Source organism: Sutcliffiella horikoshii (genome assembly GCF_008180725.1).
Lineage (GTDB): Bacteria > Bacillota > Bacilli > Bacillales > Bacillaceae_I > Sutcliffiella_A > Sutcliffiella_A horikoshii_B.
On sequence record NZ_VTEV01000007.1, the window covers coordinates 189,403 to 210,783 of the forward strand.

Here is a 21,381-nt window from a genome sequence, read left to right on the forward strand (position 1 = left end):
GAGGACTGGTTGTTATGGAAAGATTTTTTCTAGTCTTTAAAGCTGGGGAGCATGACGAAGGGAAACTGCTTCGTGAATTCCTAAAAGAAAGGCAGATATCAAAAGCTGCCTTGATCGATATAAAATTCAACGGTGGGGCGCTGCATGTGAATGGCAGCGCCGTTACTGTGCGATACGTTCTCCAAAAAGGCGATACGGTTGAAGTGTTTTTTCCAAAAGAAGAGCCTAGTGAAGATCTGGTAGCTGAAGAAGTCCCCCTTGATATCGTATACGAGGATGAATATGTCCTTGTGGTGAACAAGCCTGCAGGGATGGCATCTATACCATCTAGGGAGCATCGTCATGGAACACTTGCTAATGCATTGCTTGGTTACTATCAGTCCAAGGGGATTTGTTCAACCATTCACATTGTAACTCGTTTGGACCTAGATACTTCGGGATTGATGCTTATTGCCAAGCACCGCCACGCCCATCATCTTTTTTCGTTGCAGCAGAAGGAGTTTGGCGTTAAGCGGCGCTATGAAGCGTTGGTTCATGGGGAGATGAATGTTGATGAGGCTGAGGCTAGTGGGACTGTGGATGCACCGATTGGGCGGAAGGATTCGAGTATTATCGAGCGCGAAGTCCGGGAAGATGGACAACGTGCAATCACCCATTACGAAGTGATTCGTGTTGGAGAAGGTTGGAGTCATCTGTCACTGCGCTTGGAGACAGGGCGGACCCACCAGATTCGCGTGCATATGGCATATCTAGGGCATCCGCTTCTTGGAGACAGTTTATACGGAGGTTCTATGGAGGATGGTATGTTGCGCCAAGCGTTGCATAGCTGTGAGTTGAGCTTCTTTCATCCAGTGGAAGAGCGGGAGATGACGTTTCGATGTGAGTTGCCGGAGGATATGAAAAGAGTATTGGGGGAGAGCTGACGATCCATGGGGATGTCAGCTTTCTATTTTTGGGGACTAGCTCGCTCGCTTACGGCGGGAGTGGGTTCGTTATAGAAGTAAATGGGAATAGCCCGTAATTTCTGATTTTCGCCCGTAAACTAGAAAAAATCGCCCGTAAATTTCAATTATCGCCCGTATTTCCAAAAAGTCGCCCGTAAATTCTAATTATCGCCCGATTCAGTAAACACTGCTTTTGAGAGTGAACCCCGGTGGCGGATTCCCGTTATTGCTGTCACATTTCCGCCGCCAAGCCGTCGCTGTCCCAGCCAAGCCCACTCCAACAAGCTCAACCGCCACCCGACGTCCCCTCAATCCCACAACTCCCGAAACTTCTCCTTCACAAACGGCATCCCAGAGTCAACAGAAACCGTCTCCATTTCAGGATAGCGCAAAGCGGAAAGTTTACCCCCAAAAACCGCACCTGTATCAATATTAGCGGTGTTATTGACGATCCTTACTTCCCGGACTGGCGTATGACCATAGACAACCCAAGCATCGCCGTCATATTCTTGCGCCCAATCACGGCGAACAGGCATGCCGTTTTCATGGAACTCTCCGGTGATATCGCCGTAAAGGACAAAAGTTTTCACCTTTTTGCCCTCTTTTCCTATGTATTCCTTCTTAATTCCGGCATGCGCTACAACTAGCTTGCCATCATCCACTACCTGATAAAGGGGCGACTCTTCATAAAGCTTGATGAACATTTTCCGGAACTCTTCCTGTGCAGCACCCGACAATGCTTCAAACTCCGCGACAGTCGTTTCAAGTCCATGTGTATGCTGTACTTTGTTGCCTAAAAGAAAGCGATACAACTTGTTGCAGTGATTTCCCGGTACGTAATAACCAAGTCCAGCATCGACCAAAGCATAAACAATCTTCACCACACCGATTGAGTCAGGCCCTCGGTCAGTAAGATCGCCAACAAAAGCAAGTTTTCTCCCCTCAGGATGTTTATACAGACCCTTGACCTCTGAGTAACCCAAGTCTATTAGAAGAGATTTAAATTCCTCTATGCACCCATGAATATCACCGATGACATCTATTTTCATAAAGCTAGAACACTCCTTTTTATACATATCTATCCCAGTTTCCCCATACAAATGAGTGAGAAAAAAGGAAAAAGTTCATACTATTGTTAATATCTTCATTTTACCATTATTGTAAATTTTACATGAAGAATTTATCGGATTGCTGTATTAGCGTAGTAAAAACGTGATATAATTCTTGCTTATTACATACAAAAAAAGAACTGATCGGGGAAGATAGCATGTTTGAATTACCAATAAAAGAACCGGTATTAGTTTTTACAATTGCCATGATCATCTTTTTCATTTTTCCCTATTTCATGAAATTGTTGCGTATACCGGGGTTGATAGGACCGATTTTAGCAGGGGTAATCATTGGCCCCAATGGTTTGGCGGTGCTTGAAAGAAGTTCCACCATTGAGCTGCTTGGCACAGTCGGACTGCTGTTTATTATGTTTATAGCCGGACTGGAAATGGATCTGGACGGATTTAAGAAATATCGGAACCGCAGTATTGTCTTTGGTTTGATGTCATTCTGGATACCGCTGCTGGTCGGGACAGCCATCAGCTTGCTGCTTGGCTACAGTGTGGCAGCAGCCATCCTAATCGGATCAATACTTGGATCGCATACACTCTTAGGTTATCCGATTGCAAGTCGACTTGGAATCGGGAAAAGCAAAGCCATTACCACAGCTGTTGGCGGCAGTATTTTAACGGATACATTTGCTTTATTGGTGCTTGCTGTCATTACAGGCGCGGCAGCAGGAGAACTGGATATATATTTTGGAGTGAAATTGACCTTTTCCTTGATTGTCTTTGTTGCGATTATATTCTTGGGGACGCCTTTTCTCTCTAGATGGTTTTTCCGGAACGTGGCGACAGAAGGAACAGGGGAGTTCATTTATGTCATGGTCATGCTGTTCACAGCTGGGTCATTGGCACTTATTGCAGGTCTGCAGCCGATTATCGGGGCGTTTTTAGTAGGGCTTGCCTTGAACCGTTTTATCTTTGATCAAGGACCGCTGATGAACAGAATTCGCTTTACGGCCAACAGCATTTTCATTCCATTTTTCTTGTTATCTGTCGGGATGCTGATGGATTTAAGTGTACTTGTCGGCAATGCGAAAGCTTGGATTCTAACAATTGCGATCGTGCTCGGGCTATTGGTGAGTAAGTATATTGCCGCGGTAATGACAAGTAAATTTTATAAGTACACCAAAGACGAAAAAATGGTGATATTCGGCCTTACGACGCCGCAAGCCGCTGCGACCCTTGCTGCCACACTTGTCGGATTTAATGTCGGGCTGTTGGACCAGGCGACGGTCAATGGCGTTATCATCATGATTTTGATTACGTGTATTGTGGGTCCTTATTTAGTTGAAAAATATGGACGAAAACTTGCACTCGAGGAAGAAATGATGCCAGTTCAAAAAGGGGACGCACCAGAGAGAATCTTGATTCCAATCGCCAACCCGAATACGATGGAGTCGTTGATGGACCTTGCTTTTGTCATCAGACAATCTAATTCTGTCGAGCATCCGTTATATGCGCTGAGTGTGGTACAGCGGGACATGTGGGGAGCAGATGGAGATGTTGCAAAAGCAGAGAAAATGCTTGGGCAGGCAGTTTCCTATTCCAGTGGCGCAGATGTTCCAATCCGCGTGACGACAAGGGTAGACCGGAACATCGCGATTGGAATTAACCGTGCGATTGCCGAGGAACGTATCACCACCCTTGTGGCAGGCTGGAACGGAGAACGTACCGCTCCTCAGAAAATTTTCGGCGGTGTCATCGACCAGGTGCTAGATCAGACAAATGTGTCTGTGTTGATTTCTAAGCTTGGCCATCCACTGAATACAACAAAACGGATTGTGCTAATCCTTCCAAAAGGGATTGACCATAAACCAGGATACTGGGACGCACTTGCAACGATTAAACTAATCGCCAGCAACCTTGGTGCAACGATCCAATGCTATGTCATCAAGGGATTCCCAGACGTATACAAAGCGCATATGCGCGAAATCAAACCAAATCCACCGACAGTTGTGGAGTGGGTGGAAGGTTGGACGGCGCTTTATGAAAACAAGCTACCGACACTTCAAGCGGATGACCTAGTAGTTGTGATTAGTGCCAGAAGAGGAACGACAGCCTGGCACCCACAACTTGAGAAAATACCAGGTAAACTTGCAAAAATTAATCCCGAAAGCTTTATCATCTTCTATCCACGCGAGGAAAAAGAGGATCTCCGTGGGACGCGCGGAACGGAGATACCGAAAGAAGTTCTGCTTGGCAGGGATTATGATTGATTTGACTTGATACGATAGAGAGCAGTGCAGGGGGGAGGATACCTGTACTGCTTTTTTGTGAATTTCAGGACCTGAAATTCATTAGAATAGATTAAACGGTAAGAGAATGGTGGTCTCTCCGCCCGAAAAACTGTTGAAAAAGCAAAAAAGGTATGAGAGAGGAGGTCTCTCCGCCCGAAAACGCGATAGAAAATTGAAAACGGGATGAGAGAGGCGCCCTCTCCGCCCGAAACTCGGTTGGAAAAACGAAAACGGTAAGAGAGAAGCCGTCTCTGCACCCGAAACTTGATTGGAAAAGAAAAAACGGCAAGAGATCACCCATATTTATCCAAGTGTGACCTCTAATCACCAATTTCCCAAAAGAATAAGTTCGCATTTCGACAACTATATGCTATAATTATGACTAGGTACTAATAACTTATATAAATAGGAGGATATATATCCAATGAACTTATCCTTAGATGGTCGTACATATGTAGTAATGGGAGTAGCAAATAAAAGAAGTATCGCATGGGGTATCGCACGTTCCCTGCATGACGCGGGTGCACGTCTAGTGTTCACCTACGCTGGTGAACGCTTAGAAAAAAGCGTAAGAGAGCTTGCAGGTTCACTTGAAAGAAACGACTCGATCGTTCTTCCATGTGACGTAACAAAAGACGACGAAGTGCACACTTGCTTCCAGCAGATTAAAGAAGAAGTTGGCACGATCCACGGTGTTGCGCATTGTATCGCATTCGCGAACAAAGAAGAGCTTCAGGGCGATTACATGAACACAACTAGAGACGGATTCCTGCTTGCTCACAATATCAGTTCCTACTCTTTAACTGCTGTGGCTAAAGAAGCAAAAGAAATCATGACAGATGGCGGAAGCATCGTAACACTTACTTACCTTGGCGGTGAAAAAGTGGTTCCAAACTACAATGTCATGGGTGTGGCTAAAGCAAGTCTTGATGCAAGCGTGAAATACCTTGCCAATGATCTAGGCAAAGTGGGTATCCGCGTCAACTCCATTTCCGCTGGTCCAATCCGTACGCTTTCTGCAAAAGGTGTAAGTGACTTCAACTCCATTTTGAAAGAAATTGAAGAAACTGCTCCACTGCGCAGAGTGACAACACAAGAAGAGGTTGGAGACACGGCGTTGTTCTTGTTCAGTAACCTGTCCCGCGGGATCACTGGGGAAAATATTCACGTGGATTCCGGGTATCACGTCTTATAAAACAAAAGCCGCAATGAATTTTGCGGCTTTTTCCATTTATTCTGGTGTTGCTAGACTAATGCTAACTATTGCCTTACAGCAAATATGCAAAATCTGAGCTGGATCTTCTCCTTCTGCAGGAACAGATAATACAAGGATGCCAGCTTTCTTCTTAAAATCTATCAGCGTTCCAGTTCTCTGACCACTTCCACCTGGTGCCCCAGCCAAAGTAACAGTGATAAATTGATTAAGGAATTTCTCGGTGTAATGCCCACAAAAACAGCTTTGATCACCTTTATCGTTCTTCTTCCATGAACAGCAACCGCTGTCAAAACCTTTGTCATAATATAATCCCATAACATTCACCCCCTAAATATATAGATACTTTATAGTACTCAACTAAAAATACTCCGGAAAGGCACTTGTCCCCCTAATTAAAAACCTACTTCAAAAATACTATTTCTATCAATTTTCATTAAAATATGATTAACCAATTACATTCACCCATACCTCCCTCCGAACTCTAGCATATTCTATAGTAAAAGGAGGGAATCACCAGATGAAATTGGTAGTTTTAGACCCTGGTCATGGTGGACAGGATCCGGGGGCCGTGTTTCAGAGGCTCCAAGAAAAAGTAGTGAATATAGATATTGCCAAACGAGTGAGAGTATATTTGGAAAAAGAATATGAGGTTAAAGTGATGATGACAAGAGAGGGGGATTCGACGGTCAGCTTGGAAGCGAGAACCAATCTTGCTAACTCTGTTAAGGCAGATTGTTTTTGTTCTATTCACCACAACGCCGGTGGAGGGACAGGCTTTGAAAGCTATCGATTTAATGGTAGCAATGCAGTCTCTAGTAAATCAAAGACTTTTCAGGAAATTGTTCATAGGGAAGTCATTAATGTGGTGACAAGTAAATACAATAGGAGAGATAGAGGAGTCAAAGCGGCGAACTTCCATGTGTTAAGAGAGACGTCGATGCCATCTGTTCTGTTGGAAATTCTGTTTCTAGATAGTACCGAGGATAGAGCGCTCATCCAGCATGAAACTTTTAAGGAGGATGTGTCGGCAGCTATCGGGGAAGGTCTTGCCAAAGCTTTGGCCCTGCCAAGGAAGGTGACAACCAATTTGTATAAAGTAATTGCGGGTTCTTTTAAGGATAGGAAAAACGCGGAAGCCAGGCTGGAATTTCTTCAGACAAAGGGTATTACAGCATTCATTGCCACCACAACATTAAACGGCGCACCATATTTTCGTGTGCAAGCGGGTGCATTTAAAGACAGGGAAAACGCGGAAAATCTTGTCGCTCAAATAAAAAAATTAGGAGTCGAAGCATTCATACTAGTCGAAACCACTATGTCACCAGCACCGATCCCTCCAGCAGATCCAACACCACCAACTCCGCCAGCTCCACCAAATGTTCCACAACCAACTGGACTATCCATTGAAGGTAAATCCGTATTAAAAGCAGAAGAACTTGATACTTTCGTTAAAGGAATCAATCCCAATGCCCCTTTGCTTGGAGAGTATTATATCGAGCTAGGAGAGGCTTATAACATCAGAGGCGATGTGGCCTTTGCACAGGCAATTCATGAAACGAATTACTTCCGTTTCACGGGAATTGTTAAACCGGACCAGAACAACTACGCCGGAATCGGAGCGACAGGTGGAGAAGTGAGAGGGGCTGCGTTCGCTACGCCTGAAGAAGGTGTCCTTGCTCATATCCAACATCTTTACGCATATGCAAATCGTAAGCCGCTACCAACAAACTTCCCTAATGTAGATCCACGTTTTGACCTTGTGACAAGAGGCATTGCCCCTGGATGGATTGATTTAAACGGGCGTTGGGCCGTACCAGGAACTCAGTACGGACAGTTAATCTTGAAAATATATGAAAATATGCTCGAAGAAACGATTACAGTAAAACAGGAAGAGCTGGAGAAGATGAGGGATGTTTTAGTAGAACTCAGAAACTACACTTAAAATTCGCTCATGAGCATTGGCCGCTAAGCATATGATGAATATACGATGCTAATTCTTTAAGGGAGTGAATAAGATATGTCCATTGAAGTGCAGCATGCCAATTTGAAAGTTGCCTTTAAAAGAGGATTCACGCTATCACCGGAGCTTAGTGCGGAAGAGGCATTGAAGGCTGTGTTGCAAGCAGTCAAAAATGGTGAAGCCAAAGAAGTAAACATAGCAGTGGAATATAGCGATGAAGATGACTTTTCAGATTCAGAGGAAGAGGAAGAATAGAAAGCTATTAACATTTTAAAATAGAAAAGTGGTCCTTAACAGTAGCAAGTCTGTTAAGGACCCTTCTTTGCTTTTTGAATGAAGCTGTCACTTAGTCTTTTGTGAGAGGATGTTTAAAATCTTGTCGCTAACCCCAGGGGGCCCATAAGGATGGTACCAAACTGTTTGTTGTGTTAATACATTTTTTACTGCATCAATTATTTTTACCGTATTAAATCCTGCAAGTGTATTTGCTCCACAATTCACTGTTTCCGGTCGTTCGGTATTTTCTCTAAGCGTAATACAAGGTGTTCCTAGAATGCAGGCTTCTTCTTGTAATCCGCCGCTATCTGTTAATACGATTTTGGCATGTTGTTGTAGATGGATGGATTCATGAAAGTTTGGTGGGGGATCTAAAACCCGAATATGTGGATGATTAATCAAAAGCTTCAATAGGTTATTTTCAATTAGTATCTTTTTAGTTCTAGGGTGAAGGGCTAAAACCACTTTATAGGGTGATAGAGTGGTTAAGTAATGAATGGCATCCACAATCCCATTTAAACGAAAAAGATTATCTGTGTTTTCTTGGCGGTGAAACGTAACAAATAAATAGGATTTTGGATTTAAAGAAAGTTTATCTAAGATGCTTGGTGGGACACTATTTGAAATATAGTCGACCGCATCCACAATAGACTGACCAACAAGATGGACGCCTTTGGTTATTCCTTCTGTTTTTAAATTGTTTACTGCTCCTTCGGTAGGACAGAAAAGGTAGTTGGAAAGATGGTCAACCAGAATCCTATTATGCTCCTCAGGCATCGTTCGATCAAAACTTCTTAAGCCAGCTTCAACATGAGCAATTTTCGCATTTGTTTTACAGGCGGCGAGGCTTGCAGCGAGTGTTGTGTTGGTATCCCCGTGAACAACTAAAAGATTAATCTTTTCGTTTAAAATCAATTTCTCCATCTTTGTCATGATTTTAGCTGTAGTTTCGCTATGTGAACCAGATCCGATTCCTGAATGATGGTCTGGTATAGGAAGATTAAATAATTCCATCACCATGCCATCCATAAAATAATCGTAGTGCTGGCCAGAATGAATGAAGAGGTGGTTCGGGTCTCTTTTTTTTAGCTCTTTGATTAAGAGGGCCATTTTAATCAACTCTGGCCTTGTACCAACAATGACAGCTATTTTCAAATTCTATGTCATCCTCTCCTTTATTTGTTTAATATACCATTACAATATTGTTGGTTGACATAGCATATGCATGCTTAAGTAGTTAATAGTATATCAAAGTGTCCACGCCCTTTTTTCTATAAAGAAGAACAAGTACAAACATTTAAACACTAAGTTGAATAATTTGTAAATAGACAAGAAGAAAGGAGTGAGCAGGATGATCAAAGCTGTACGTGTGATGGGTCAAAAGAAACTGGTATCAGAAGAATTAATCAAAAAAAGAAACAAAAAACAAGATAAGAAAAAGAAAACGTGGAAATGTTATTTTTAACAATGGAGATTCTTATTCTTGGTACCTCTATCTTTAGGTGGGGTACTATTTTTGTGTCCTTTTTTCATCAAGACAACTTTCTACATATAAAAAATGGAATACGATAAAAAAACGGCTGGAATTGAGGGGTTTACTATGGTGAAAAAAGCGATTATACCAGCAGCAGGCTATGGAACTAGGGGATTACCTATCACTAAAGTAATACCAAAAGAGATGTTCCCGATTGGATTAAAGCCCGCTATTCACTATGTAGTGGAGGAAGCCATCGAATCCGGGATTGAACAAATATTAATGATTGTATCAAAAAGAAAGAACATAATTGTGGACTACTTTGATGAGTCTTTAGAGCTGGAAGCATTTCTAAAAAGAGAAAATAAGCAACACCTCATAGAAATTGTTCCAGTTCCTACTTTCCCAATTCATTATATCCGACAATCTTATGCAAAAGGACTCGGAGATGCTATAAGGCTCGGTAAAGCTTTTATTGGAGATGAACCCTTTGCTGTTTTATTGCCCGATGATATTATGCTTTCAGAGAAGGAGCCAGCACTAAAACAGTTAATAGACCAATTTAACACATATAAAAAAACAATCATCGGAGTAAAAGAAGTGGAAAAATCAAAATTAAAATATTATGGAGTTATTAGTGGTGAGGAGGTTAGTAAAGGGATTTTTAAAATAGATAATATTGTAGAAAAGCCGAGTGAACATGCACCATCTAATTTAGCTGTAACAGGCAGATATATTTTCACCCCAGAGATACTTTCATTACTGGATTTGAAAAAAGCACCAGCAGAAGGGGAATTGCAACTTACTGATGCCATAAAAGAATTGTTATTTCGAGAAGAATGTTATGGGAAAGTTGTAAATAGTAGAAGGTTTGATATTGGTTTACATGGAGACTACGTAAAATTAATAAATGAGTTTAGTCGCATAAATGCAAAGAGGAAATATTAGCGTCTCGTAGACTCACATAAAAATATTTTGTTACTTTTCCCTAAATTAAAAGTAAAGATGTTATCAAAAATAAAATAGTCCTTATAACGATCTAAAATAGCTTTTTCGTTTTTGAATACACGTACATGACCCTGTGAATTAAAGTTAGGGACAGAAAAATACACCTTTGCGTTCCTTTTAATCTTATGGATGATTTCTATATCTTTGTCTAAATGTTCTAATACTTCTAGCATGAACACCACATTGTAGTTGCCGGTTCTTAAGTAATTAGTATCATATAAGTTTTCACATCTAAAATAATTCCTGTACTTATCGTTTACTTTTTGAGCTAATAAGATGCCTTCTTTACTAAAATCAATTCCACGATAAAGGTAAAACCCTTCATCAAAAAGATAGTTGGCAAACTGACCCACTCCACAACCTAGATCTAAAATATTCGGTGTGGAAACTCTGGATCTCAACTGCTCTACAGCTTTTTTCCAGATTGGAAAGTAGATACTTTCAGAATAGTGTTTATGATAATTGCCTCCACTTCCCCCTTTTAAATAAACTTCGTCATAGAATTCTTGTTTCTTTTCCATTTCTCTCCCCCTACTAATGAGCTTAACTCTTTTGAAACACAACATTAAATGGAACAAGCTCTTCCTATATCTTATTAAAATATGCTAGATTTTGTTCCTTTAATTAATAATCTTATTTTCTTCTCTTCATGCATTTGGTAATAAGGTTAAATAACCATTTTAATGCTTGTCGATAACAATTAAGTTTATACTCCATACACTATATAAACAGCAGATTTGGAAGGAAGTAGAGGATGAGAAAAAATCAAACAGATAAACTTCGGCTAGCTATTATTGGGCTTGGTTATGTAGGATTACCTCTGGCAATTTTGTTCCAGAGTAAAGGGTTTGATGTACTAGGTATAGATAACAGTATGGAAAAGTTAGAATGTATTAAATCAGGAAAGAGTTACTTATCGGATTTTACAGACGATGAATTTAAGCGTTTGTCAGAGTCCATTAATTTTAATACAAGCACAACATATGAAGGAATTCGTAGTGTAAATGTTTGTATTCTTTGCGTCCCAACACCATTGAATAAACAATTTGAACCTGACATGCAATATATAGAGTCAGCTATCGATTCAATTTCTCCTTTTCTAGGAAATGGACAGCTGATTATACTAGAAAGTTCTACTTATCCAGGAACCACGGAACAATTCGTACTACCAAAGTTAATTGAAAAGGGCTTAAAGATCAAAACTGATTTTCTCCTTGGATATTCTCCCGAGAGAATAGATCCGGGCAATTCTTCTTATGAACTTAAAAGTATACCTAAACTAATCAGTGGTGTTACGGAGGAATGTAAACAAAAAATTGAAATGTTATACAGTCAAGTCTTTGACCGTACCGTTTTAGTGTCCAGCCCTGTAGTAGCTGAAATGACAAAATTACTTGAAAATACCCAGAGATTTATTAACATTTCGTTTATTAATGAAATGGCTATTCTTTGCAACGGTTTGAAGATAAATATATGGGAGGTACTAGAAGCAGCTGATACTAAACCATTTGGTTTTACTAAATATTCACCGGGGCCTGGAATTGGTGGTCATTGTATCCCTGTGGATCCATTGTATTTGTCCTGGAGAGCGGCCCAACAAGGTATGGGCTCAAAGTTTATTGATGTTTCAAAGAAAATTAATGATGAAATGCCCCACTATATAATCAAACGTATAAGAGAATTGCTGGAAGTGAACAAACAACTTCAATTTAATAATGGAAAATTACTTGTAATAGGCCTTACGTATAAAAAAGATGTGAATGATGTTAGGGAATCCACGGCATTAACAATATTCAAAAAATTATTAAAAGAGGTTGCAAGCGTTGATTACTACGATCCCTTTATTCCAGAAATATATATAGATGGTAGAAGTTATTCCTCTATTTCTACAATAAATGAAAACCTTCAAGATTATGACTGTGTTGTTATATTGACTAACCACAGTAATATTGATTATCAGTATTTAGTGAAAAACTCAAACATAATATTTGATACCAGAAATCAAATTAAAGGTAAAAACCCTAATGTAATTGCCCTTTAAAGAGAGGAATGAATTAAAATAGACAAAATAAAAATTGGGATTATCGGCTGTGGGATGATAGCAATGAAACATATGAAAGCTATTGGGGAATTAGCGGAGGATATTCAACTAGTAGCATTATGTGATATCAATATAGAGAATATGAGAAATATCTTGATGCATTGGCATTCACCTAGTGATATTAAATTATTTACAGAGGTGAATTTGTTTTTGAAGTCGGATGTTGATCTTGTGGTAATTGCAACAAGTACTGATTCACACTTTAGTATCACAAAGCTGGCACTTGAAAAAAACAAGCATGTAGTAGTTGAAAAGCCACTCTCTCTTTCTATTGATGAAGCAAGAGAGCTTCATCAGATGGCAGAGGAAACAAATAATATTGTAGCAGTTTCCTTGCAGACCCGGTATTTATCTCAAATTCAAGCTATTGTTAAAGCAAAACAAGAAGGAAGATTTGGAAAGCTTTATTACGGGACAGTTACAGTAAGATGGAACAGAAGTAATGAATATTATGCCAAGAGTCTATGGAGAGGAACTTGGGAAAAAGATGGGGGGGTATTATTAAATCAATGTATACATTACATTGATTTGTTACAGCTCTTCTTTGGCGATGTAGTATCTGTATATGGAGTGGGAGGAACGTTTCGACATCCAATCGAAGCAGAAGATTTAGGTACGGCACTATTAAAGTTTGCTAATGGCTCAGTAGGAATTATTGAGGGTACTACTACAGTTTATGATAAAAACTTGCAAACCTCATTAAGTCTATTTGGAGAAAATGGGTATGTATCTTTAGAAGGTGAAAGATTAAATGACTTCAAATATTGGAGATTTAAAGACGAAAATGAAAACGACTTAGAAATTCGAACTAAGATAGAGGAAATTTCCCATACTAAGATGTATAAAGATATTGTTTCAGCAATAAGAAGTGGATCTAAACCATATGTTAGTATCGAAAGCACGCTTAAGACACATGAAATAATTTTTGCTATTTATAAGTCCATTCAAACAGGTTCCACGGTGAACTTGCCATTAGATAGATTTTCCACGAAAGATAATGTGGACAGCTAAATAAAGTACTCCTTTACACTAGAAGTATTGTGAAAGGAGTACTTTATTTTCATTTTATGTTGAAACGGGGGGCATGAAAAATGAACATAACTAATAATCAAAATCATATCATGTAAAGGGGTAGGTGTTTACAGCTAGAATATAGGCAGAAATGGGGTGCACATGTGAATTCACCTGAAAATAGTATGCATGGTGGAAAATATGTCATTATAGAAGATGGTGTTTCAATAGGAAAAAATGTAAGTATAGGTCATCATACAGTCATCCATTCAGGGACAATAATTGGAGATAATGTACAAATTGGATCAAATGCTGTGCTTGGTTGTCAGCCTTTTCAAAATTCACGTGTAAAGCATAAAGTGAGAGCACAAAAACCATTAATCATAAGTAATAACTGCAAAATAGGCAATAATACAGTTCTTTATGCGGGCAGCATTTTAGAAGAAGAGGTAATGGTAGGGGACTTGGCAAGTATTCGGGAGAATACTAATGTTGGGAATTTAAGTGTTATAGGAAGAAATGTAATAGTAGAATGTAGAACCAAAATTGGAAAAAGATGTATGATACAGACAGGGTGCTATGTTACAGCAGATATGGTGATGGAAGATGACGTATTTATGGGGCCAGAGGTTTCTACTTCAAATGATAAACAAATGGGAACAGGGACACGCAAGTTAAAAGGTCCGTATATTAAGAAAGGAGTAAGAATAGGTAACAACGCAACCTTATTGCCAGGTATAACCATTGGGGAAAATGCCGTAGTTGGAGCTGGAGCGGTAGTAACTAAAAACGTCCAAAACAGCACTACTGTAATAGGCAACCCAGCAAGGGTCTTAAAGAGGGAGTGAGTACATGCAAATACCATTAATTGATCTAACTGCCCAATATAGTATGTTAGAAGAGAAGATACTTGCAGCGGTAAAAAAAGTTTTAAGAAGTGGTCAATATATAAATGGACCAGAAGTGAGAAAATTGGAAGAAAAAATAAAAGAAATTACTGGTTCAAAATACGCAGTACCAGTAGCGAATGGTACAGATGGTCTTGTTTTGGCTCTGGATGCGTTTGGAATAGGTCAGGGAGATGAAGTTATTACATCTCCATACACTTTCTTTGCGACAGGAGAGGCAATAGCGCGTGTAGGAGCAGTTCCGATATTTGTTGATGTTAAGGAAGATACCTTCAATATTTCACCTGAATTGATTGAAGAGAAAATCACAAAAAAGACAAAGGCTATCATTCCGGTTCATTTGTTTGGTCAACCAGCAGAAATGGATGCAATCATCGAACTGGGTAGGAAACATCAATTGATCATTATTGAGGATGCATGTCAGGCACTTGGTGCATCTTATAAAGGCAATCCAGTGGGTAGCCTTGGGGATATTGGGTGTTTTTCTTTTTTTCCAACAAAGAATTTAGGTTGCTATGGGGATGGGGGAATAGTTGTAACAGATAATCAGCAAGTTGCTGAAAGAATCAGAATGCTAGCAGCGCATGGAAGTAAAGTAAAATATTTCAATGAAATGGTTGGGTACAATAGTCGCTTAGATGAAATTCAAGCTGCTATATTAAATGTCAAGATAAGTCATCTATTCGAATGGAATGAAAAAAGAAGATTATTAGCAAGTAAGTACGATCGAGAGCTCAAGAACACAAATGTAACATGTCCTAAAGCAATTGAAGGTGTAAAACACGTGTATCATTTATATGTCATAACAAGTAAGTATGTAAATGAAATAAAGCATCATTTAGAACAAAAGGGGATAAGTACAGGTGTATATTACCCAAGTCCTTTGCATCTACAAAGAGCCTTCCTTAACTTGGCGTATAAAACAGGTGATCTACCGGTGTCAGAAAAGTTAGCAAGCCATACTTTAGCTCTGCCTTTGTTTCCGGAACTTGATAATAGGCAACAAAGTTATATAATTGATTGCTTAAAACAAGTCTGGATTAAATAATACTCCAAGGTTAAGGAGGGAATACATGAAAAAAAAAGTCTGTATAATGGTGGACAGTCATTCATTTCTAGACGCAAGAATTTTTAAGAAACAAGCAAAGAGCCTATACAGGGTGGGTTACGATGTTACATTAATAGTCCCGAGACGAGATGGTTTTTTATATGATGTGGATGGGACACCTTTTACAAAAAAGTTCCTTAAAAAAAGCTTTACCCATGAAGGAATCAAAATTGTTACGTATAATAGGAAAAAAACAAGCGATACGCTAAAAGAAATTACACAAAATATAACTAAAAAACAATATGTAAATACCACAGATCCACTTGCTATACTTGGAATAGAACAAAATGCTGATATATATCACTGTCATGAACTTTTTTCTTTATACTCTGGTGTGTGTGTTAAAGAGAAACTGTTGAAAAAAGGTAATAAAAACGTAAAATTAATTTATGACAGTCATGAAGTATACCCAGATCCTTTTATTAAATTACCAGCCGATAGGCACTTGGTATATAAAAAGATGTTAGTAACACTTATCAAACATGTAGATTTTACTATCACAGTATCTGAAGCAATAAAATCTTGGTTCCTCGCAATGAATCCCACTCTAAGAGTAGAAGTCATATACAATACTCCGCCTTTCTCAAATAAAACCAAAAAACAATCAATGCCAAATAAGAGCGGCTTTATCCTTTGTCATGAAGGAAGTATTTCAAAAGAACGAGGAAATATTGATAAAATTATCGACATGACAAAAGCAAGTATAAATAAAGTGGATTTCAAATTTAAGATAATCGGTGGAACAAGAGCAGGCAGTCCATTACCTATACCGCAAGAAATAGAAGAAAACATAATACAAACAGGTTGGGTTAAATACGAAGAGATACCCTCATTTATGGAAGATGTTGATTTAGGATGGGTTGATAACGATCTTCAAGAATTATCTCTTAACCGTACATTTGCTTTACCGAATAAATTTTTTAGTTATCTAAACAATGGAGTGCCTGTACTCGTTAATAAATGTTACGAAATGGAAAAATTTATAAAGACATATAAGTGTGGTATCGTCATTGATAAATTTAATGTTACTGGTAGGGAATATGCGGAAGCTATTGCATATTTTATTAATAAACCTGAGAAATTAAATGAAATGAGTGATAATGCCCTCAAAGTGATGGAGAAAGTATATTGTTGGGAAAAGATGGAGGATATATTATATTATATTTATGAATTCCTGCTCTCCAGTAAGATAAAGTACATTTACTAAAAAACAAAGTTCAGAGGAGCCATGCTTGCCCTCTGAACTTTGTTTTAGTTTTTAAAACCTGTTAATATATTTACTATTTTTCCAGCCGAATCACCGTCACCGAAAATATATTCATATTTATTTGGTGTTTTATATTCGCTGATTTTTCGCAAAATGAAATCCGTGTCTGCTCCACAAATTTCATTCCATCCATTCTCAGTTGTTTCCACCCATTCTGTTTCATTACGGAGTGTAAGACAAGGGACTTTCAGCATGTATGCTTCTTTTTGTACCCCACCTGAATCTGTTAAAATCAATGAGGCATGCATTTCTAAATTTAGCATATCTAAGTAACTGACAGGGTCTATGAGTATAATATTTTTATTCTCTAGTAAGTGTTTTAAGTTGAAGTGCATAATCATTTTCATTGTACGAGGATGGATGGGAAAGATTATCTTTTTGTCTAGTCTATTTAAAACCTTTAGGATTCTTGATAATCTATCAGGGTTATCGGTGTTTTCAGCCCGGTGAATGGTCAGTAAATAATAGTTATTTAAATCATTGGTAAGTTGAAGTTTGTCAAAAACATCTAAATTTTTTAGTGCCAAGTCTTTGTAAAGTAAGGTTGCATCATACATAATATCGCCGACAAGAAATATATTTTCTGTAAGGTTCTCATTCTTTAAATTATTCACAGATTCTCTTGTAGGACAAAACAGATAGCTTGAGGTATGGTCTGTAATAATTCGGTTTATTTCCTCTGGCATCGCCTTATTAAAACTTCTTAGACCAGATTCTACATGTGCGACAGGTATTTGTAGCTTAGCTGCTGCTAAGCTGCCTGCTAAAGTGGAATTAGTATCACCATATACCAATACGATGTCGGGCTTTTCTTTTAATAATATATCCTCAATTCCCATTAGCATGTGAGCGGTTTGGTGTCCATGAGACTTTGATCCAACTTTTAGATTGTAGTCAGGGTTAGGCAATTGAAGTTCATTTATAAAAATGTCAGACATGTTGTAATCGTAATGCTGATTAGTGTTTACAATTATTTCAGTGCCGATCCCTTTTAATTTCATAGATAGAGGTGCAGCTTTAATAAATTGTGGTCTAGCACCAACAATGGTTACAATTTTCAATTCATTCACCCCGGCGCTTGAATTTTTTTGTTGTTTTTTCCTGCTGCAGTATTCGACACTATAAGAATTTTTCCATTCATCTATTTCACTTTGGTTCATCACCTTCACATTTTTTCGTATTTGTTGGAGAACGAAGGGGGTGTATTTGTTTGAGATATGCTTTTCAGCTTCTGGAAACCATTTTTCCATCCAATCTGTATTAAGTTGATGTCCTCTAGTTTTTACTTTTAGTGCTACCATATTTTTATGATTTCCCATATATTTAGAGGTAATATAGCAATAAACATTACCAAAGTGAGGATAAAATGGGCTGAGTATTTTTTGTACGCTATTCATATTAAAAAACTGATCTAGTAAATTATCGGTTAGTTTTTCTTTTAGAATGATTTTCTTCAGCAGAAGTTTCCTAAAACATTTAATGCAATTCATACATGGTTTATTAGTGCTTCCACGACTACAAGATTGAACATCATTCTTAAAATCTGATGAAAGTAACAACTTCAGGGCTGCAACTTCGCTCAAACCTAAAGTGGGTAAAGTATAAGGCATGTCGACGACTTCCAATAGACTGCTCCACATACCAAAAGGAGAATGAGAGAAATCTTGATAACCTGAATAGCCAATCTGATAGCCTTCCTCTATTGTGTGACCATTGGCAATGCTGTCTAGATTACAGTAGTCAGCTAATAATAATGCAGGTGCTGCCTCTGTAAGGAATGTAGAATAACCCGCTGGATATTTAATAAACTCTAAGTTTGATTCACAAATGTAAACATCTTTCCCTTTTTCTTCAGTATGGAACAAGCGTGAAGAGCAGCTGTTTGATTTAATAGTGATTTATTTAAAAATTCTTTGGGAGTCATTCTTTTTATTAAAAAAGTTTACTTTCAGGAGGTAACAATAACAGCGGCTGTTGAATCTGGCCCTCCACTATAACACAATGCAGGAACAGCGGTGTTGTTGGCTTTCCTTGGCTTTAGCGAAGCATCAATAGGGTAGAAGTGTTTATTCGTATTTTTGAAGAATTCTGGATGAAATGCATCACTAACTCCGATAGGCATTTCTATTTTAGAACCACAAAATGGTAGAATTATTGATGCTACAGCAAGTGCGAGTAGATCAGGATGTAGTGAATATAAATTCCAATCTTGAGGCAGTTTTATAGTGCAAACCGGCATGTTAAAAGTATTTTCCTTTGTCTCTTTAAAACTACTGTTAAACTTAGGAACTTTGTTTTTACCATCCTCTTGTGTTATGAATTTCATTGTCAATAACCCTTCTTTAACAAATAATTCAACTTTCAGAATAGTTCCTCCTTTTTTCTATCGTTTGGTTATTTATTTGGTTTTTAGCAATTCCTGTATATAACTTGTTATTTCTAAGGCTCTTACAGAAATGGTGTGATTTTCATGAATAAATTTATATCCATTATCCCTTATTAACTCTCTCTCCTCCTCATTCTCTAGATAGTACATCCCTTTTTCATAAAAATTATTAATGTTACAAGCGACAAAGTTTACTCCATCTTTAAATCCTAATTCGAGAATATCAGGCACAGGTTCAGCAAGCATAAGAGTTCGGCAGGCTGGTATCTCAAAAAACTTTAAGACAGGGTATTTATATCTTGATCCACAAGTGTAAAAAATGTGGGCTTTACTAATTTCCTTTGCGTAATTAGCATTAACAAGTGCATTCATTTTGGCATGATGCCCTGGGTGTGGTCTGTGGACAAAGCCAGGAACCTTCCTCATTTTTAGCAATACTTCATCTCTAAAGGGATATTTTCCACTTGGTGTAATGGTTTTTGTTCTGGCATTTTTTTGTTGATCGTAAACTTGACCCATCAATAAGAAATCATAACTCTTTTTTACTTTATAATCTTTAAAGATAGCGGGGTTAATGGCAAACGGCCACCATTTAAACTTCTTCTTGAATGTAGGAAAAGCTTTTAAAAAAGAAGATTTAGTAAGTGAAAAAATAACATCTATTTTATTGTTTTTAAAATAATCTTTTCTAACTTTCCGATTGAAATGGATGTCTATAACCACACATCCTTTTGGGATTGTAATATCCCCTAATCCATTTATCATTGGTGCAAGGGCGTAGTTCCAGGCAATATCGTAATGTAAGATGAAATCAGGTTTAAAGTTTAAAGCTTTTAGAATAGCTCTAATATGTCCGTTTTTATGCCAATATTTTACTTCTGCATACTTTTCCATTGCCGTTATCATGTCATACTTAGCTTTATGTTTAGGCATAGTTTTATTAAATGGCTTTATTAATACTAGGATTTTAGGTTTTTTTTTCAAAATAAAATCACTTCCTCGTAAGTAGATAAAAACTGATCGATGCATATAGTGGATAGAAACGAATAATATTTTTGCTAAGATAGGGGGTGCATGATGAATATAAACCCGGATTATATAACTAACTATTTAAATAAAATTAATACTCAACTAGATTCTTCCATTCAACCTAACAATAATAAGAAATCAACTATTGTATTTGCTATTTCATTAAAAAGTAAAAAGGTTTCAAGAAATTGGGATGTAGTACAACTACAACTTGCTAAAACCTTAAAATCTATTCTCAATAATACGGAGCAGAACTTTCGTATAATGGTAGCTGGTCATGAAAAACCAACTATTAATGAATTGAGTAATAGTAAAGTGACTTGGATTAGTGTTAACTTCCCTATTTCAAGGTCTAATGTAGGCATGTCAAATGACAAAATGAAAAAGAGAAAAGTAATAGCCCAATATTTATCAAAGGAAGGTTACAGTGGTTATTTTATGCCGTTAGACGCAGATGACTGGGTGCACTTTAGGTTTGTGGAATATTTAAATAAAAGCCCTTTATCTAAAGCTTATATATTTAATAAGGGAATAATGTCTAATTTAAAAAGGAATGAGATTTGGCTTATCAGCAATTTTTATAAACATTGTGGGAGTTGCTCGGTTTTTTATTTTGAAAATAATGAGCTACCGAACGCCATAGAAACTACCGGCGGCATTTTCCATGTATTAACTCTTACTAGTCATCCAAAAATCATTCAGAATCTAAAAATGTATAAAGTAAAATATAAGCTGATTGATCTACCCTTTATTTTCAGAGTATATGGCTATGGTGACAACAACTTAACAATAAAGGGGAAATTAACCATGGACTTATCAGCCGCTAACTATAATACTTTTGGTACACCAATAAATAACGAAATATATCATCAATTTAAGGTAAATTAAATATCAGAAAAAGAACTCATGACAACAACCATGAGTTCTTTTGAGCTGTATTGGAATATATTAAGCTACTACTGGCTGGATTCTTGTGATTGCTTCACAGCAGATGTAATCTAAGACAACATCAGTAGTGTCAAGTAATCCTGCAACTGTTACAATACCAGTTTCTTTATCGAAACATGCAATGCGTCCTGTTACTGGAGTAGTACTGTCACCTTTTAAGAAGATGTTTACCTCTTGGCCGATAAAATTTTTAATAAACTTGCTGCAGAAACACTCTCTTGCAGTCTCCTCAACAGCTACCTTTTTCTTACTGCCACAACAACCCTTATACTCATAATAAAAACTCATTATTTTGCCTCCCTCTAAATTTTAAGTTATTAGGAATTTTTACTTCCTACATTAATGTATTCTAGTTGGTCTATTATGGGAGGGCATTTACCTTAGTACAAGTGC

20 protein-coding genes are annotated in these 21,381 nt (G+C 37.9%); 12 read left to right on the forward strand and 8 right to left on the reverse strand.

The genetic code is table 11. The annotated features are described in order from the left end of the window. Positions 1–14 precede the first annotated feature (14 nt). Positions 15–923 (forward strand): RluA family pseudouridine synthase, encoded by a 909-nt coding sequence (locus FZC76_RS17750; protein ID WP_148989503.1) that lies wholly within the window; start codon positions 15–17, stop codon positions 921–923. Between the two features lie 329 nt (positions 924–1,252). Here the strand turns inward: FZC76_RS17750 and prpE are convergent, their stop codons facing one another. After that, complete coding sequence (gene prpE, locus FZC76_RS17755) at positions 1,253–1,993, reverse strand: bis(5'-nucleosyl)-tetraphosphatase PrpE (RefSeq protein ID WP_148989567.1); 741 nt, start codon at positions 1,991–1,993, stop codon at positions 1,253–1,255. Positions 1,994–2,211: 218 nt separating this feature from the next. On the opposite strand from prpE, the gene FZC76_RS17760 reads away from it, so the two are divergent. Both FZC76_RS17760 and fabI read left to right on the forward strand, forming a co-directional pair. Beyond that, positions 2,212–4,275: a cation:proton antiporter domain-containing protein gene (locus FZC76_RS17760; protein WP_148989504.1), complete on the forward strand. Its 2,064-nt coding sequence runs from the start codon at positions 2,212–2,214 to the stop codon at positions 4,273–4,275. 445 nt (positions 4,276–4,720) lie between these two features. Continuing rightward, positions 4,721–5,491, forward strand: a complete 771-nt coding sequence (gene fabI / locus FZC76_RS17765) for an enoyl-ACP reductase FabI (protein WP_148989505.1) — start codon at positions 4,721–4,723, stop codon at positions 5,489–5,491. Between the two features lie 36 nt (positions 5,492–5,527). Here fabI and FZC76_RS17770 read toward each other — a convergent pair whose 3' ends face one another. Continuing rightward, positions 5,528–5,827, reverse strand: a complete 300-nt coding sequence (locus tag FZC76_RS17770) for a hypothetical protein (RefSeq protein ID WP_148989506.1) — start codon at positions 5,825–5,827, stop codon at positions 5,528–5,530. A 202-nt stretch (positions 5,828–6,029) separates the two neighbouring features. Here FZC76_RS17770 and FZC76_RS17775 point away from each other — a divergent pair, with 202 nt between their 5' ends. Together FZC76_RS17775 and FZC76_RS17780 are read left to right on the forward strand one after the other, a co-directional pair. Further along, entirely contained in the window at positions 6,030–7,454 is a 1,425-nt protein-coding gene (locus FZC76_RS17775; RefSeq protein WP_148989507.1) for an N-acetylmuramoyl-L-alanine amidase, read from the forward strand. A gap of 75 nt (positions 7,455–7,529) precedes the next feature. Next, the gene (locus FZC76_RS17780; RefSeq protein ID WP_148989508.1) at positions 7,530–7,727 is read left to right on the forward strand and encodes a hypothetical protein; all 198 of its coding nucleotides are present in this window, start codon (positions 7,530–7,532) and stop codon (positions 7,725–7,727) included. An 87-nt stretch (positions 7,728–7,814) separates the two neighbouring features. Here the strand turns inward: FZC76_RS17780 and wecB (FZC76_RS17785) are convergent, their stop codons facing one another. After that, a complete protein-coding gene (gene wecB / locus FZC76_RS17785) occupies positions 7,815–8,903 on the reverse strand; it encodes a non-hydrolyzing UDP-N-acetylglucosamine 2-epimerase (protein ID WP_148989509.1) in 1,089 nt (362 codons plus the stop codon). 445 nt (positions 8,904–9,348) lie between these two features. Between wecB (FZC76_RS17785) and FZC76_RS17790 the strand changes: the two genes are divergently transcribed. Beyond that, on the forward strand, positions 9,349–10,170 hold the full coding sequence (locus FZC76_RS17790; protein WP_148989510.1) for a UTP--glucose-1-phosphate uridylyltransferase: 822 nt from the start codon (positions 9,349–9,351) through the stop codon (positions 10,168–10,170). Here the strand turns inward: FZC76_RS17790 and FZC76_RS17795 are convergent. Beyond that, entirely contained in the window at positions 10,167–10,751 is a 585-nt protein-coding gene (locus tag FZC76_RS17795) for a class I SAM-dependent methyltransferase (protein WP_187442133.1), read from the reverse strand. The two genes, FZC76_RS17790 and FZC76_RS17795, sit on opposite strands and share 4 nt — an antisense overlap. 233 nt (positions 10,752–10,984) lie before the next feature. Here FZC76_RS17795 and FZC76_RS17800 point away from each other — a divergent pair, with 233 nt between their 5' ends. The 5 genes from FZC76_RS17800 to FZC76_RS17820 all read left to right on the forward strand — a co-directional run bounded on the left by FZC76_RS17800 (position 10,985) and on the right by FZC76_RS17820 (position 16,565). Next, on the forward strand, positions 10,985–12,271 hold the full coding sequence (locus FZC76_RS17800; RefSeq protein ID WP_148989512.1) for a nucleotide sugar dehydrogenase: 1,287 nt from the start codon (positions 10,985–10,987) through the stop codon (positions 12,269–12,271). A 39-nt stretch (positions 12,272–12,310) separates the two neighbouring features. Then, complete coding sequence (locus FZC76_RS17805; protein WP_262372716.1) at positions 12,311–13,342, forward strand: Gfo/Idh/MocA family protein; 1,032 nt, start codon at positions 12,311–12,313, stop codon at positions 13,340–13,342. Between the two features lie 164 nt (positions 13,343–13,506). After that, positions 13,507–14,190, forward strand: a complete 684-nt coding sequence (locus FZC76_RS17810) for an acyltransferase (RefSeq protein ID WP_316246622.1) — start codon at positions 13,507–13,509, stop codon at positions 14,188–14,190. 4 nt (positions 14,191–14,194) lie between these two features. Then, positions 14,195–15,298 carry a DegT/DnrJ/EryC1/StrS family aminotransferase gene (locus FZC76_RS17815; RefSeq protein WP_148989514.1) on the forward strand — a complete coding sequence of 368 codons (1,104 nt, stop codon included), beginning with the start codon at positions 14,195–14,197 and terminating at the stop codon, positions 15,296–15,298. 25 nt (positions 15,299–15,323) lie between these two features. Next, complete coding sequence (locus FZC76_RS17820; RefSeq protein WP_148989515.1) at positions 15,324–16,565, forward strand: glycosyltransferase; 1,242 nt, start codon at positions 15,324–15,326, stop codon at positions 16,563–16,565. Positions 16,566–16,609: 44 nt separating this feature from the next. Here the strand turns inward: FZC76_RS17820 and wecB (FZC76_RS23645) are convergent, their stop codons facing one another. From wecB (FZC76_RS23645) to FZC76_RS17835, 3 genes are all read right to left on the reverse strand, one after another. Further along, positions 16,610–18,490: a non-hydrolyzing UDP-N-acetylglucosamine 2-epimerase gene (wecB, locus tag FZC76_RS23645; protein WP_222928518.1), complete on the reverse strand. Its 1,881-nt coding sequence runs from the start codon at positions 18,488–18,490 to the stop codon at positions 16,610–16,612. A gap of 83 nt (positions 18,491–18,573) precedes the next feature. Continuing rightward, positions 18,574–18,951, reverse strand: a complete 378-nt coding sequence (locus tag FZC76_RS17830; RefSeq protein WP_148989516.1) for a hypothetical protein — start codon at positions 18,949–18,951, stop codon at positions 18,574–18,576. A gap of 72 nt (positions 18,952–19,023) precedes the next feature. Next, positions 19,024–19,995: a glycosyltransferase family protein gene (locus tag FZC76_RS17835; protein WP_148989517.1), complete on the reverse strand. Its 972-nt coding sequence runs from the start codon at positions 19,993–19,995 to the stop codon at positions 19,024–19,026. Between the two features lie 90 nt (positions 19,996–20,085). On the opposite strand from FZC76_RS17835, the gene FZC76_RS17840 reads away from it, so the two are divergent. Further along, entirely contained in the window at positions 20,086–20,928 is an 843-nt protein-coding gene (locus tag FZC76_RS17840) for a glycosyltransferase family A protein (RefSeq protein ID WP_148989518.1), read from the forward strand. A 60-nt stretch (positions 20,929–20,988) separates the two neighbouring features. On the opposite strand, the gene FZC76_RS17845 is transcribed toward FZC76_RS17840, so the two are convergent. Then, the gene (locus tag FZC76_RS17845) at positions 20,989–21,276 is read right to left on the reverse strand and encodes a hypothetical protein (protein WP_148989519.1); all 288 of its coding nucleotides are present in this window, start codon (positions 21,274–21,276) and stop codon (positions 20,989–20,991) included. Between the last annotated feature and the right edge of the window lie 105 nt (positions 21,277–21,381).